This is a genomic window from Tsukamurella paurometabola DSM 20162 (assembly GCF_000092225.1).
Lineage (GTDB): Bacteria > Actinomycetota > Actinomycetes > Mycobacteriales > Mycobacteriaceae > Tsukamurella > Tsukamurella paurometabola.
This window is the reverse complement of sequence record NC_014158.1, coordinates 3,593,799-3,607,003: the sequence shown is the minus strand read 5'-3', so window position 1 is coordinate 3,607,003 and position 13,205 is coordinate 3,593,799. Positions and strand designations below refer to the sequence as shown.

General features: G+C 66.0%; 12 protein-coding genes and 1 pseudogene. 4 read left to right on the top strand and 9 right to left on the bottom strand.

Annotation, left to right across the window (positions count from 1 at the left end; translation table 11 throughout):
- Positions 1–130: 130 nt before the first annotated feature.
- Genes TPAU_RS17455 through TPAU_RS17430 form a run of 6 tightly spaced genes read right to left on the bottom strand, consistent with a single transcriptional unit; the run spans position 131 to position 5,537 of the window.
- Positions 131–832 (bottom strand): MspA family porin, encoded by a 702-nt coding sequence (locus TPAU_RS17455; protein ID WP_013128069.1) that lies wholly within the window; start codon positions 830–832, stop codon positions 131–133.
- A complete protein-coding gene (locus TPAU_RS22020; RefSeq protein ID WP_013128068.1) occupies positions 829–2,424 on the bottom strand; it encodes an acyltransferase family protein in 1,596 nt (531 codons plus the stop codon). Before TPAU_RS22020 ends, TPAU_RS17455 begins: the two co-directional genes overlap by 4 nt.
- A gap of 3 nt (positions 2,425–2,427) precedes the next feature.
- A complete protein-coding gene (locus TPAU_RS17445; protein WP_013128067.1) occupies positions 2,428–2,937 on the bottom strand; it encodes a hypothetical protein in 510 nt (169 codons plus the stop codon).
- Between the two features lie 8 nt (positions 2,938–2,945).
- A complete protein-coding gene (locus TPAU_RS17440; protein WP_013128066.1) occupies positions 2,946–3,770 on the bottom strand; it encodes an ABC transporter permease in 825 nt (274 codons plus the stop codon).
- Positions 3,763–4,590, bottom strand: coding sequence for an integral membrane protein (locus TPAU_RS17435; protein WP_013128065.1), 828 nt, complete (start codon positions 4,588–4,590; stop codon positions 3,763–3,765). The genes TPAU_RS17440 and TPAU_RS17435 overlap by 8 nt, the downstream gene beginning before the upstream one ends.
- Entirely contained in the window at positions 4,587–5,537 is a 951-nt protein-coding gene (locus tag TPAU_RS17430; protein WP_013128064.1) for an ABC transporter ATP-binding protein, read from the bottom strand. The genes TPAU_RS17435 and TPAU_RS17430 overlap by 4 nt, the downstream gene beginning before the upstream one ends.
- Before the next feature lie 232 nt (positions 5,538–5,769).
- On the opposite strand from TPAU_RS17430, the gene TPAU_RS17425 reads away from it, so the two are divergent.
- From TPAU_RS17425 to TPAU_RS17405, 4 genes and pseudogenes are all read left to right on the top strand, one after another.
- Positions 5,770–7,023, top strand: coding sequence for an activator-dependent family glycosyltransferase (locus TPAU_RS17425; protein WP_013128063.1), 1,254 nt, complete (start codon positions 5,770–5,772; stop codon positions 7,021–7,023).
- Positions 7,020–7,244 (top strand): hypothetical protein, encoded by a 225-nt coding sequence (locus tag TPAU_RS17420; protein WP_041944485.1) that lies wholly within the window; start codon positions 7,020–7,022, stop codon positions 7,242–7,244. Before TPAU_RS17425 ends, TPAU_RS17420 begins: the two co-directional genes overlap by 4 nt.
- 50 nt (positions 7,245–7,294) lie before the next feature.
- Positions 7,295–8,487, top strand: a pseudogene (locus tag TPAU_RS22985) (IS3 family transposase).
- A 5-nt stretch (positions 8,488–8,492) separates the two neighbouring features.
- A complete protein-coding gene (locus TPAU_RS17405; protein WP_187290996.1) occupies positions 8,493–9,548 on the top strand; it encodes a glycosyltransferase 87 family protein in 1,056 nt (351 codons plus the stop codon).
- On the opposite strand, the gene TPAU_RS17400 is transcribed toward TPAU_RS17405, so the two are convergent.
- Genes TPAU_RS17400 through TPAU_RS17390 form a run of 3 tightly spaced genes read right to left on the bottom strand, consistent with a single transcriptional unit; the run spans position 9,545 to position 12,610 of the window.
- Positions 9,545–10,273 carry an NAD-dependent epimerase/dehydratase family protein gene (locus TPAU_RS17400; protein ID WP_218022117.1) on the bottom strand — a complete coding sequence of 243 codons (729 nt, stop codon included), beginning with the start codon at positions 10,271–10,273 and terminating at the stop codon, positions 9,545–9,547. The two genes, TPAU_RS17405 and TPAU_RS17400, sit on opposite strands and share 4 nt — an antisense overlap.
- Before the next feature lie 19 nt (positions 10,274–10,292).
- Positions 10,293–11,363, bottom strand: coding sequence for a Gfo/Idh/MocA family protein (locus TPAU_RS17395; protein ID WP_222836876.1), 1,071 nt, complete (start codon positions 11,361–11,363; stop codon positions 10,293–10,295).
- Positions 11,303–12,610, bottom strand: a complete 1,308-nt coding sequence (locus tag TPAU_RS17390; RefSeq protein WP_013128059.1) for an NDP-hexose 2,3-dehydratase family protein — start codon at positions 12,608–12,610, stop codon at positions 11,303–11,305. The genes TPAU_RS17395 and TPAU_RS17390 overlap by 61 nt, the downstream gene beginning before the upstream one ends.
- Positions 12,611–13,205 lie beyond the last annotated feature (595 nt).

The window sequence follows — 13,205 nt, the reverse complement described above, 5'->3', positions numbered from 1 at the left end:
GGATTGCACCGATGGCCTCATTCGCAGTTGTTTCCGAGTCGTAACACAATTGACGGATACGTCGTTGTTTTCGCAGCACTTCCGCTCGGTTCATCATACATGTGGTAATCGCACCAATTCCGCGCCTCGGTCATGTCAGGTCGAAGGTCTTTCCCCAAAGATTGAGATTCACCTCGGAGTTGCCGACCCGGACGGCGGCTACGGCGAAGAATTTCGCCTGCGCCCGCCCCAGACACCCGTCCACGCCGATCGTCTGATCCTGATACGTCAGCGAGCCCGTCGGCCCGAAGAAGAAGTAGCCCGGGCTCGCGGCACCCCACGGAGCGGTGGGCACCACCTCGGCGCCCGCGCGGGGTGCGGTCGGCGGGTCGTAGGTGAGGATCTGGGCGCCCACCGTGCCTGTCGCGAGCGCGACGGTGCCTCCCGTGCGTGCGGTGGCAGTCGGCCGGATCGAGCCTCTGCCATCCGTCCATTGCGCCCCCGAGTCGACGTTGGCCGTGAGAGAAGCGGTTGCGGTACCGATATCGGCCTGGCACCCGATCAGGTACCCGGCGACCAGTGTGCCGGAGATCGGTGCGGTTCCGCTCCGGTCGACCTTCACCGCCAGAGCCCCGGACACCCAGGCGTTGCGCGTGCTGGGAAGCGCCACCATCGCGGGCGCGGCGGTCGAGAAGTGGTTGGTGAGGGAGAGGGTGACGGTGACGCCGCCGATCCTCTGATGTGCGGTCGCGCTTCCCAGATCGCGACCGGGTGCGGCGTTCGCCTGGCCCGGGCCCGGCGATGCCAGTGTGAGCGCGATGAGGAGCGGGAGAAGGCCGGTGCGCCGTGTCATGCGCTCATCCGTTCCGGTGTGGCCTGACGACGCTCGATGACCCGTAGTACCGCCATTCCGGACCGCTCAATGGTGCGGAAACTCAGGTAGGCCAGGGCAATCGATATCGGAGCGACTATCGCCGTCGAGATCAGCCAGTCCCACCGACCACCCATCTGGGGTGGGAGAAGGTGCAGCCAGCGTAGGAGCCGGATCACCGGTTCATGGAGCAGGTAGAGCCCGTAACTCCACGTCCCCACGGCCACGAGCGGCCGCCAGTGCAGCCACCGCGGCGACACGCCCGCAGGGGCCAGCACGATGGCACCGATGATGAAGAATGCCGCGACGGCATGGAAGTTCAGGAAGAACGACGCTTCCACCGTGTTCACGTACAGTTCGTCCGGCCTCGGGTTCACCTTCGGTGGTTGCATCGCGCTGGCGGACATCACCACGATCAGTGTCCCGAACACGAACATCGTCCCGCGCCAGAGCGGACGGCGCACCACGCCTCCGCTGGCGACGATGAGGGCGAGTGCGCACCCGAGGCCGAAGATCGCGGCCTTGGAGAGCGGGCCGAACCACATCGAATCCGATGTGCCCAACCGATACCGCGGACCCACGAAGGACGCCCACCACACCCCGACGGCGATGAGTCCCACGGGCACTGCCCACAGCACCCCGAATCTCCACCGCCGCGGCAGCCGCGTGCACGCCCACGCCAGCAGGGGCGTCGCGAGGGCCATCGCCAGGTAGAAGTGGAACTCCACCGCCAGCGACCAGGCGGGGCCGTTGATGGAGAAGATGCTGTCGTCGCGGTAGACCTGCAGCATCGTCAGATGCAGTGCGAGATCCGTCCAGCGGCCCGGCAGCACCGGATTGGTGACCACCCAGACGGCGACGATCACCGCGATGTAGAGCGGCAGGAGGCGGGCAACGCGGTGCAGCATCAGTCGACGCCCGCTGCGCAGCGGCTTTCCCGCGAGCGCGTTGCGGGCAAGAGGCAGGAAGATCACGAAGCCACTGATCACGAAGAACATCGACACTGCGAAGTCGCTGGCCTTGGCGATGCGATCGCTCAGTTCCACCGTGGTGGCGATGCCCCCGATGATGCCCGAGCGCTGATTGTCGTAGCAGTGGTAGGCGAGAACCCAGAGGCCGCCGAGTGCGCGCACGACGTCGAGCGGATACCGGGTTCGGTTGTGCGCCCCGGGTGCCGCGGCGGCGATCGGCCCCGCGGGGCGATCGGTCGTTCCCGCGGCTACCCGCTGGACAAGGGTGGTCAACGGTCCCGCGACCACGAATGCCACGACTCCCAGGACGAAGACGGCGGAGTAGGGGATCACCGCGTGGTCGTTGATCAGAACGAATCCCCAGAGCGTGAACAGGAACACGTACAACAGGACGAGGTCCACGCGACGAGTCCGCTGCTCGTGGGTGATGCGCGACCACGACCACAGAGCCACCGATGCCTGGGCGAGCCCGATCGCGCCGAGCGCCCACCAGGTGGTGTCCAGTCCCGCGAGGTCGACGACGAGCAGGCACACCAGGCCGGCCGCGAGGGTGATGAGGACCGCACCGGTACTCGTCCGCCACCGCGGGATTGCGCGGATCATCGGCTACGCGGACGACGCGCGTTCGACGGCGCGGCGCTCGGCCAGATAGGCACGAGACTCCGGCCGGGCGAACAGGATCAGGATCACCACAGCCGCGATGACGAACGGGACCTGCACGGGGATCAGGGCTGACGGTGCCGTCGCAATGGTGAATCCACCGAAGATCAGTGACAGGACCTGAGAGATGATGATGATGCGCACGACCCGTGGCCGTCCAGCGGGCAGCTTGATCGCATAGATCGCGCACACCACCACGAGGAGCAGGTGGAACGAGCCCGTGCGGATGAGCTCCAGGAGCACCATCCGAGAGGCCTCGGTGGCGGTGTACTCGGGATGCGCGAGCACGATGTCCGCTCGGATCGATTCCCGGAGCGCTATCACGGCCACGATGGCGGCGGCATGCCCGATCGATACCGCGATGAGGAGCCATCGCGCCCACCGCAGGGCACGCGGCATCGCGTGCGGGGATACCGCACCGTCTGCGCCTGCGCGCCGGATCGTGTTCTCAGTCATGGCTCACCTCACACGTCGGTCCGGGAAAATCTGCGCCATGCCAGCAGGCTGAAGACGGCGATCCAGCCCACGAGGACGGCGACACCGCCGAGGGCACCGATGTCCTCGGTGCTGCCGGGTACCGGCGTCCCCGCGATACTGTGCAGCGCGGCGACGGGGGTGAACGGCTTCAGAGCCGCGTCCACGGCGGTCGGCATCGCCCGGAGCAGAAGCGGGATGACGGCGAAAACCCCGACGGTGGCGCTGATTCCCCACCCGAGGCTGCGGTGGATCAGAACGACGAGCGCGGCGAAGACGGAATAGAACACCGGCTGTAGCGAGAACCAGAACGCGTTTCGGACGAGGCCGTTTCCGACCACATCGAGCTCGCCGCCCGTGGCCGCCGTGCCGATCGCCACGCAGATCGCGACGGCGAGCAGCCCGACGGCCCAGCTCAACACAGCGATCACCGCGATCTTCGCGACGAAAACACGCCCGCGTCGCGGGGTGATGATGGCGGTGGTGATGGCGCCCTTCGTCGAATACTCGGAGGACACCACCAACGCCGCGAAGACGAACATCACGATCGTCACCGCGTACGCGCCGTAGAGGAACGCCGCCAACTGATTCGCCGGCGGGTAGTCCGACAACGACTTCCCCGTGGTCTGCGGCAGCGTGGTACCGCAGACCAGGGAGATGATCGCCGTGATCACGGGGGTGGACAGCAGGATCCACCGGAAGCTGCGCACCGAGACGATCTTGAGATACTCGCTGAGCATCACGTCCCAGAGCCCGGGGCTGCGGGTGGCCGGTGCGGGGACCGTGGACTGCGCCTGCGGCGCCGACTCAGACATCGTGGCTCCGGAGTCTACGAACAGCGAGGAGCCACGCCACGACGAGCCAACCGGCCATCATGAGCAGGGCCCACCAGACCGGAACATGTTCCGGCGCCCCGATCTTCGCCACTCCGGCGAGCGTGTCGAACCCGGCGCGGGGGAGCAGGGGGGCGACGACCTGCGCGATCTGGCCGGGCAGAGCGCCGGCGATCGCGGGCGCGACCAACATGACCACGAAGCCCAGACCGATCGCTCCCGCCGAGGACCGCAGAGCTACGGCGAACAGGCCGACGAGGACTGCGTAGTACACCGGCTGAAACGGCGTCGTGAGCAGGAGCCGGACGGCAGCGGGGTCACTGAGCGGCAACTGTTGTGCACCCGTGTGCGCCCCGATCGCACGGCCCAGCGAGACCGCCACGATCGCATCGACGATGCCCACGACGATACCGACGGCGACGGTGACCACGACCTTCGCGACGAGTACACGCACCCTGCGGGGGGTCACGGCGAAGGTCACCGTTCCCTGTCGCTTGGTGAACTCCGCACCGAAGAACGCCGCGGCTCCGATGAGCAGCACGATTCCTGCCGCGTCGAGACCCAAGAGCGGCACGGTGAAGACGTCGACCGCGGGGATGGAATCCACCGGCTCGGTCCGGGTCACGCTGAGTGTGGAACTCACCACCGCCGCCACCGCGGCACAGACGAACACTGCGAAGAACAGATTCACCTTCGATGCGCGCAGGGTCGAGTACTTCGTGAACTCGGAGGCGATCGTCTGCGGCAGGCCGGGAACTCCGCCGGATGCCGCAGGCCGCGCCTGCGCCGACGCCGCGGTCACGCCGGACCGCCCGGGACGCCGACCTCGTCGGATCGCGGGCTCACCCCTGCGGGTGCCGGTCCGCGGTCCAGATTCTGGGTCATGGCCAGGAACTGGTCCTCGAGGCTCGTGGCCCGCGGAGTCAATTCCTCGAGGACCACGCGCTCGTCGAGGGCGATCTCGCCGATCGTCAGCGGAGGGATCCCGGTCACCGATAGTCCGCCGGGTATTCGGCTCACGTCCGCTCCTGCGTGGCTGCGCAGCACCGGCTCCAACCGGTCGATCTGTGGGGACTTGATGGTCACCGATGTCTCGGCCCGGCGTTCGAACTCGTCGAGGGACTCGCTGACGACGAGCCGGCCCTGGGCGATCACGATCACGTGATCGGCGGTCTTCTGCATCTCGTTCATGAGATGGCTGGAGATCAGAACCGTTCCGCCGGCGGCAGCATGGCGGCGAAGCAGATCGCGCAGCCACACGATGCCTTGCGGGTCGAGGCCGTTCAAGGGCTCGTCCAGGATGAGGATCTCCGGCTCGTCCAGGATCGCCGCGGCGATCGAGAGGCGTTGCCGCATCCCCAACGAGAACTCGCCGATCCGCCGGTCGGCGGCGTCCGCGATGCCGACCGTCTCGAGCGTCTCGTCGATGCGGCTCTTGGGGATTGCCGCAGCACGCGCGATCCACGACAGGTGTGCCCGGGCGGTGCGTCCGGTGTTCACCGCTTCCGGGTCGAGGAGCGCGCCGACGTACTTCGTCGGATTCTCCAGGTCGCGGTACTTCCGGCCCGCGACGGTCGCTTCGCCGGCAGTGGGCGCGTCCAAACCGAGAATCATCCGCATGGTGGTCGATTTCCCAGCGCCGTTGGGCCCCAGGAATCCGGTGACGCGCCCCGGTTCCACGTCGAACGTCAGGTCGTCGACCGCGACGACGTCGCCGTATCGCTTCGTCAGACCACGTGCGCTGATCACTCTGATGATCCTCTCTCGCGCCAACAACGAACGCCGCACCCGCAAGGGCGTAGTGTCTACGCACGCTACCCCTGACCGATCGGTCAGTCAAGGGTCGCCAGCGGTTGCGAGGCACGAAGTACGCGGTTATAAGTAGTAGGCAATCACCCTCGCGCACAAGGTCACACGCGGCGCACAGCGGTACGCCCTTCCTCCGCTCCCGCAGCGCACCTCAACCGGTCAGGGAATCGAAATGAAGATCCTGTTCGTACCATCCGCCGAGCCCTCCCACGTGGTGGCCATGGCCACCACGGCGTGGGCGGCATGCGTCGCCGGACATGATGTGCGGGTCGCGGCATCGCCCGCGGTCGTCGACACGGTCGTCGGCGCCGGTCTGACGGCGGTCGAGGTCGGCGCCGACCACGGCATGGGAGAGATCCTGCAGACCCACGGCGCCGCCATCGAGAACGAGATCGCCGATTGGAGTGAGCCGTTCATCGACCGGCAGGACTGGGAATCAGTCCTGATCAAGTATCAGGTCGCGATTCCGTACGGCTTGGCGCTGTATGCCGAGCCGGTGCTCGACGACCTCGTCGCCTTCGCCCGGAGCTGGCAGCCCGATCTGGTGGTGTGGGATCAATTGGCGTACGCGGGACCGGTGGCGGCGCGTGCCTGCGGTGCGGCCCACGCCCGGCTGCTGTGGATGGTCGACGTCTATTCGTCGATGCGTGAGACCTTCCTGGCCTTGGCCGCGCAGCAGCCCTCGACGAGAACCGAAGATCCGCTGCGGGAATGGATCACCGGACTGCTGTCCCGGTACGGTCTGGACTTCGACGATGCGGTTCTCACGGGCGACGTCACCATCGACCAGATTCCGCCGAGCATTCAATTGCCTTCGGACACCGACCGGGTGATGATGCGGTATGTGCCCTACAACGGGCGATCAGTGATTCCGAATTGGCTACTCTCCCCACCGGAGCGCCCCCGCGTGTGCATTACCGGGAGCACCTCGTTCGGCACCGACACCGGCGGCGGGTTCCTCCCGTTCAGTGAATGCCTCGCGGCGCTCGCCGATATCGATGCCGAGGTGGTCGTGACGCTCGGCCGGACGGATCGATCCGAGATCGGGCCGGTTCCGGCCAATGTCCGGGTCGTCGACTTCGCACCGTTCAGCGCGCTGCTTCCTACCTGCGCAGCGGTGATCCACCACGGAGGGTTCGGTACATGGGCGACTGCGGCGAGCTCAGGAGTTCCCCAGTTGATCATCCCGATTCGTCACGGCGACTTGTGGATCCGCGGCGAGCGCACAGCCGCTGTGGGTGCAGCAGTGAACCGCCATCCCTCTGCCCTGACCGCGGCGGATCTGCGCGAATCGGTGACCCGTCTCATCGATCCCGATGGTGACCACCGCCGCGCCGCTGTCGCGCTCGCTGACGAGATCGCCGGTCTGCCTGCGCCCGCCGCTGTCGCGGAACGCTTCGGGTCGCTGGTCGAGACCGCGGTATGAGAGCGCTGACGAGATCACGCGCAACGTTCTGGTCCTTCGCGCTGCTCGCCGTGTCGCTGCTCGTCAGGCACGCCGCGGGAATGCTCGCTCCGATCGACTACGGGTACGCCGACCTCCATGTGTACGTGCGAGGCGCACAGGAACTGTTCACCGGGGCCCTGTACACCTTCGGTCTCGAAGGTTTCGGCCCGTTCCCGTTGGGGGGCCTGCTGCACGGGTAGGTGACATCTGATCTGTGGTGCCGAGGGGTGCCGCTGGAAGGATGTGCACTGTGCCTAAGCCGTATCCGAAGGAGTTCCGCGACGATGTGGTCCGTGTCGCGCGTAATCGTGAGCCGGGAGTCCGTCTCAAGCAGATCGCTGCCGACTTCGGCATTAGCGAGTCGTGCCTGATGAACTGGGTGAAGACCGCCGATGTCGAGGCCGGCTCCAAGTCCGGGAGCAGTGCGGCGCAGTCGGCGACCGAGAGGCAAATGCGTAAGCGGATTCGGCTCCTTGAGCAGGAGAATGAGGTCCTGCGTCGTGCGGCTGCGTATCTGTCGCAGGCGAACCTGCCGGGAAAATGATGTACCCGCTCGTGAAAGAGCTCGCCGACGACGGTGTTCCCGTCACGGTGTCGTGCCGGGTTTTGAAGCTCTCCCGTCAGCCTTACTACCGTTGGCTCGCCGCCCCGGTCCCCGCGACGGAGCTGGTCTAGGCGTATCGCGCGAACGCCCTGTTCGACGCCAGCGTTGATGATCCGGAGTTCGGTCACCGGTTACTCGCAGACGAGGCCCGCGCTGCCGGTGAGCCTATGGCGGACCGCACTGCGTGGCGGATCTGCCGCGACAACCGGTGGTGGAGCGTCTTCGGAAAGAAACGCTCGAGCAAGGGCGGCAAACCCGGGCCCGCGGTCCACGACGATCTATGCACCGTCACCGACGAGCACGGCAGGACTCGTCACCGGTTCACCGCAGATGCACCGAATCGGTTGTGGCTCACAGATATCACTGAACACAGGGCTCGGGAAGGGAAGCTGTATCTGTGTGCGATCAAAGATGCCTACTCCGGGCGGATCGTCGGCTACTCCGTCGACTCGAGGATGAAGGCCCGGCTCGCCGTCAACGCCCTCAACAACGCTGTCGCGATGCGCGGTGATGTCACCGGATGCATAGTTCATAGTGACAGAGGATCGCAATTCCGGAGCCGAAAATTCCGACGTGCCTTGGAATATCACGGACTACGCGGATCAATGGGCCGAGTCGCCTCCTGCGGCGACAATGCCGCGATGGAGTCGTTCTTCAGCCTGCTGCAGAACAACGTCCTCGACCGCCACTGCTGGGCCACCCGGCAGGAACTGCGGACCGCGATCATCACCTGGATCGAACGGACCTACCACCGCCGGCGCCGACAACGCCGCCTTGGACGATTGACACCCATCGCATTCGAGTCCACCATGAACCCGGCCGCGCCACACGCGGCCTGACCAACTTGTCACCTACCCGTGCAGCAGGCCCGGGCTTCACCTATCCGCCGTTCGCGGCGTTGGTGTTCACCCCTCTGTCATGGCTGCCCTTCGGGATCGCCGTGGCAGTCATGCAGGTGCTGACCGCGGGGCTGATGTTCGCGGGGATCGGGATCGCCCTCAGGATGATCGGGGTCGCCGCGACGCCTCGGCGCGTCGCACTGTGCACCGCGGCCGCGGTCTGGGCCGAGCCCGTGCGGCTCACATCCGACTACGGCCAGATCAATGTGGTTCTGGTGTTCCTGGTTCTGCTCGCTGCGTACCTGTCCCGCAGCGGCGCGTCCGGTGCACTCGCCGGCGTCGCTGCCGGCATCAAACTGACGCCGGCGATCACCGCTGCGTACTTCCTCCTATCCCGGCGCTACTGGGCGGTCGTGTGGACCGTCGTGAGCTTCGTCGCGACGGTCGGCGTGAGCATGCTGGTGGTTCCGCGGGAAACGCGTCTGTATTTCACGACCCTTGTTCATGACACGAGCCGGATCGGCCCGGCGACCAATGTGGTCAACCAGTCGCTGCGCGGCGCTGTGTCGCGCTTCGCCGGAACCGACATCGGCGGCGGGCCGGTCTGGCTCATCGCTGTCGCGCTGGCCGCGGTCGTCTGCGGCATCGCGTTCTACGCCGTGCATCGCCGCGACCCGCTCATCGGCCTGATCGTGGTGCAGCTGTTCGCACTTCTCAGCTCGCCGATCTCCTGGGCGCATCACTGGGTCTGGGCAGTGCTCCTCGTCGTGTGGCTCCGGTTCGGCGCGCTGCGCTCGTGGCGGCCGGCGAGGGTGATGAGCTGGTTGTGGATCGCTTACCTGCTGCTGGGCTGCAACATCTTCGAGATCACTGCTCGTGCGTTGGGAAGCAACGACGGTGATTTCCTCTACGGTGTGATGACCTGTCCCGAGGTCCTGCTCACCGTGGCCACGCTCGCCCTGCTAATCCGATCCCGGGACTACGTCGAGCCACGAGGCGAGAGCGGAACCCACGCCGCCGTGCAGTCCGGTTGGCCGCCGATACGCACGGCGGGCGGCTAGGCGGGGACGTACTTGTCCAAGATCCGATCGAGATAGTCCACCCGGGTGGTGTGGGTGAGCACGGGAACCGCGGCGTGCAGCTTCGCGACCGACACCACCGTCCGGGTCGGTGGCGCGTCCTGGACATCGACCAGCGGCTCGGTACCCATCCGCTGGGCGATTCCGCGCACGATATCGGGGACCGGTACGGGATTGCCGGACGCCACGTTGACGACGTCGTCCGCGACCCCGGCCGTGAGGAGCCCGTCGATCGCGGTCACCACGTCCTGGACGTCGATGACATCCCGGTGAGCGTGCGGCTGCACCCGCACCTGGCCGCCGCGGATCTGCTCGATGAGCGCGGGCAACAGCTGGTGAGGTCTTTGACCTGCGCCCATCACGTGACTGAGTCGCAGGATCAGGAACGGAATCGCCGAATCCGCCACCACGTGCTCGAGGTCCTGCTTGTGCAGACCGTAGGCGGAATCCCGCACCACCGCATCCGTTTCCCGCGCCGGCTGGGACGTATTGCCGTACATGGCGTGAGACGCCGTCGAGAGCAGTACCAGACGCCGGTCCTCTCGCCGGCACGCCTCGATGCTGTCGAGCACGAGGCGGCGCTCACGGGCGAACTGCTCGCGGTATCCGCCAGCGATGCTCGATACCCCGGCCGCGAGGACGGTCGCCGTGGTGTGCCGGTTCTCCAGTCGGCGTAGGTGTCCCGCGATGAATCCTCGTCCGATCACGTGCACGATCGCCGGCCGCCTAGACCGATACCGGTGTGCGGACGCGGCGGGCGTGTTGGGCGATCTGCTCGATCAACTCCGCGGTGCGCACCGTGCTCGCTGCGTCGCCGGGCCGATCGGGTGCGGGGTTCCCGGATTCGGCCGCGCGCACCGCTGCGACGAACGCTGCGACGGCGTTCGCGAACTGATGCTCGGCCGCGAGGAGCGTTTCTTCGATGTGATCCTGTTCCTCGATGCGAATCACCGGTCGTGCCTCGGGCGCAGGAGTGAATGCGCGATCGAGGGTGAGCCGGGCCCCGGATCCCCAGAGGCCGTACCGGGACCCGTACGCGTGCCGGAATCCGAAGGAGAGGTTGGCGATCACTCCATCGTCCGAGACGAGAAGGGCGCTGCCCGCGAGGTCCACGCCCGTCGTCGAGTCCGTGTCCAGCACCGCACCCGCCACCGTCAAGGCGTCTCCGAGAAAGTACTGTGCGGCCCGCACCGTGTACACCCCGACGTCCAACAGCGCTCCGCCGCCGAGGTCTGCTCGATAGCGCACATCGTCGGCGGCCAGAGGCGGAAAACAGAACTCGCTGTGGAAGTGCCGGAGCTCGCCGATGCGTCCCTCGTTCACCAACGCTCGTACGGTGCGGTGTTGTCCGTGCCGGAGGAAGGCGAAGTTCTCCTGCAGAACCAGGCCGCGCGCCGCAGCCAAGTCGACCAATGCCGCAGTGGCGCCGGCCGATGTGGTGAGCGGCTTTTCGGCGAGGACGTGTTTGCCGCTTTCCAGGCACGCCTCGATCCAGTGGTGGTGCAAGGCATTCGGTAGGGGTACGTACACGGCGTCGATGTCATCGCGGGCGAGGACCGATTCGTAGCCGACCAGAGCTTCGGCGCCCACGTTCTCCGCGTACTGCGCTACCCGGTCGCGATCCCGGCCGGCCACCGCGACGAGGACGGCGTCCGGCGCAGCGGAGATGGCGGGGATCGTTCGTCGTGCGGCGATCGACGATGTACCGAGCGAGGCGATCCGCAGCGGTGCCTCCGTCACGAAGCGCTCCGGTCCACCGGCGTGCGGTTCGACGCGCCCCACAGGCTGTACAGGCACGCCACGAGTGTGCGCGCCTGGACGTTCACGTAGTGGCTGTGCCGGATCAGATCGTCGAGCTGGTGCAGCGTCATCCACCGGAAGTCTTCGCCTGCCGCGGGTTCCAAGTCTTCCGGTGCCTCGACCAGGAGATAGCGATTACGGGCCCGGTAGAAGCGACCGCCCTCTTCCGACAGGACGGTGTCGAAACGGATCCGCTCCGGCGGCGCGGCCAGTACCGCGTCTGCGTAGGGCGGCAGCGCCTCGGCGGGAAGGTGTGCGTAGTTCTCGGGTGTGAACTGGACCGTTGGCGCCAGTTCACTGACATCGAGGTAGCCCGGTTCGGTGCGCGCATTCACCAGGACGTGCAACACATCGGCGACGTCGCGCACCAGGAAGGCGATGATCCCGGTGCCCACCGGATCGATCATCGGCTGCGTCCAGCCCGAAACCTCCCTCCGCTGTACTTCGACCTCCACGGCCATGACATCGAAGAACGCCCCCGAGGTGTGCGAGATCCGGTCGTCGGATCGCTCCCAATCGACGACGTCGTCGAGATTCATCCGGACCGCCGATACTTCGGCACGGCTGCGGGATTCCGTTACCCAGCTGAGGATCTCGGCGGTGGTATGGATGGCGCCGCGGTCCTTGCTGCTCGATCGTGCCAGCGCGGCGTCGAAGGCGCCGACCGCGAGTGGGTACATGCTCGACAATCCGTTGCCCGAGAACGGAAGACAGGACAACACCGTCCTGGAGTCCATGTTCACCAGATCGTCGACCAGGAGCAGCGAGTGCAATTGGCCTATGGTGAGCCAGCAGAAGTCCTCCAGCAGCGGAACATCGTCCGTCACCTCGACCACCACATTGCGGTTGCGCTTCTGGTAGAACCACGACCCCTGCTCGGATTGAAGGACATCGGCGATCACCCGGTGTCCGTGGGGTTGTCTGAAGTACTCGAGGTAGGGCACGGCATTGCCACCGTGCACGCGGGTGTAGTTGCTCCGGGTCGCCTGCACCGTCGGCGACAATTGCACACCGTTGCAGTTGCCCGGCTCCATCTTCGCCTGCATCAGGCAGTGGAGAACCCCGTCGAATTCCTTGATGATGATCCCGAGAATTCCTATCTCGGGCTGGTTGATGATCGGCTGTGACCAGCGGGGGACCGGCGCATCCGATTCCACGCTGACGGCGAGGCCCTCGACGGTGAAGAATTTCCCACTGGTGTGTCCGAGATTTCCCGTCCCGGGATCGAAATTCCACCCCTTCAAATCATGAAATGGGATTCTTTCGATATGGCTGCGGAAATTCTGTTGCGTTCATCGAGCCACGTCCAGAATTGGGCCTGAGTAGTGATGATCCCATCGACCGCCCACGCCGACTGAGCGATACGGATGGGTAAGGCTCTGTCATCCGTCCGCAGTTTGGTGACGCCTCGTTCTGGCCGCTCCACGCTCACTGGGAAGCCACCTTCCATGGGTCGAGAACCGCGGCTCGTGTGGATCGACGGATCCAACGACACAGGCCAACATAGTCAACCGATCGGTCAGGCGCAATAGTTAGGTTGCAGCACGATGCGTGCTCATGCGGCGGTCAGGCGAGGCTGGCAAAACGGACAGGAGGGGAGGAGTCGACGGGCGAAAATGAGCCCCAGATGTATTTTTCGGTCCTAATTATTAACGTCTAGTTAAGTCTGAGTGGACTCGAGGTCAACTCGCCAGGCCGATGGGATCGGGGTCACGGACTGTCCGATTCGTGGCGATTTCATCTGTAGCGGCGCAGAGTTTCTTGTCCTAGCATCGGTTCACGTTCGACCGCCTGTACTACGTACGGCCCGCAGCCCATGACCGGCACGACGATGTTCCC

Coding starts and splice junctions, on each gene's coding strand:
- TPAU_RS17455 (WP_013128069.1), bottom strand. CDS start 832: ATGACACGGCGCACCGGCCTTCTCCCGCTCCTCATCGCGCTCACACTG.
- TPAU_RS22020 (WP_013128068.1), bottom strand. CDS start 2,424: ATGATCCGCGCAATCCCGCGGTGGCGGACGAGTACCGGTGCGGTCCTC.
- TPAU_RS17445 (WP_013128067.1), bottom strand. CDS start 2,937: ATGACTGAGAACACGATCCGGCGCGCAGGCGCAGACGGTGCGGTATCC.
- TPAU_RS17440 (WP_013128066.1), bottom strand. CDS start 3,770: ATGTCTGAGTCGGCGCCGCAGGCGCAGTCCACGGTCCCCGCACCGGCC.
- TPAU_RS17425 (WP_013128063.1), top strand. CDS start 5,770: ATGAAGATCCTGTTCGTACCATCCGCCGAGCCCTCCCACGTGGTGGCC.
- TPAU_RS17420 (WP_041944485.1), top strand. CDS start 7,020: ATGAGAGCGCTGACGAGATCACGCGCAACGTTCTGGTCCTTCGCGCTG.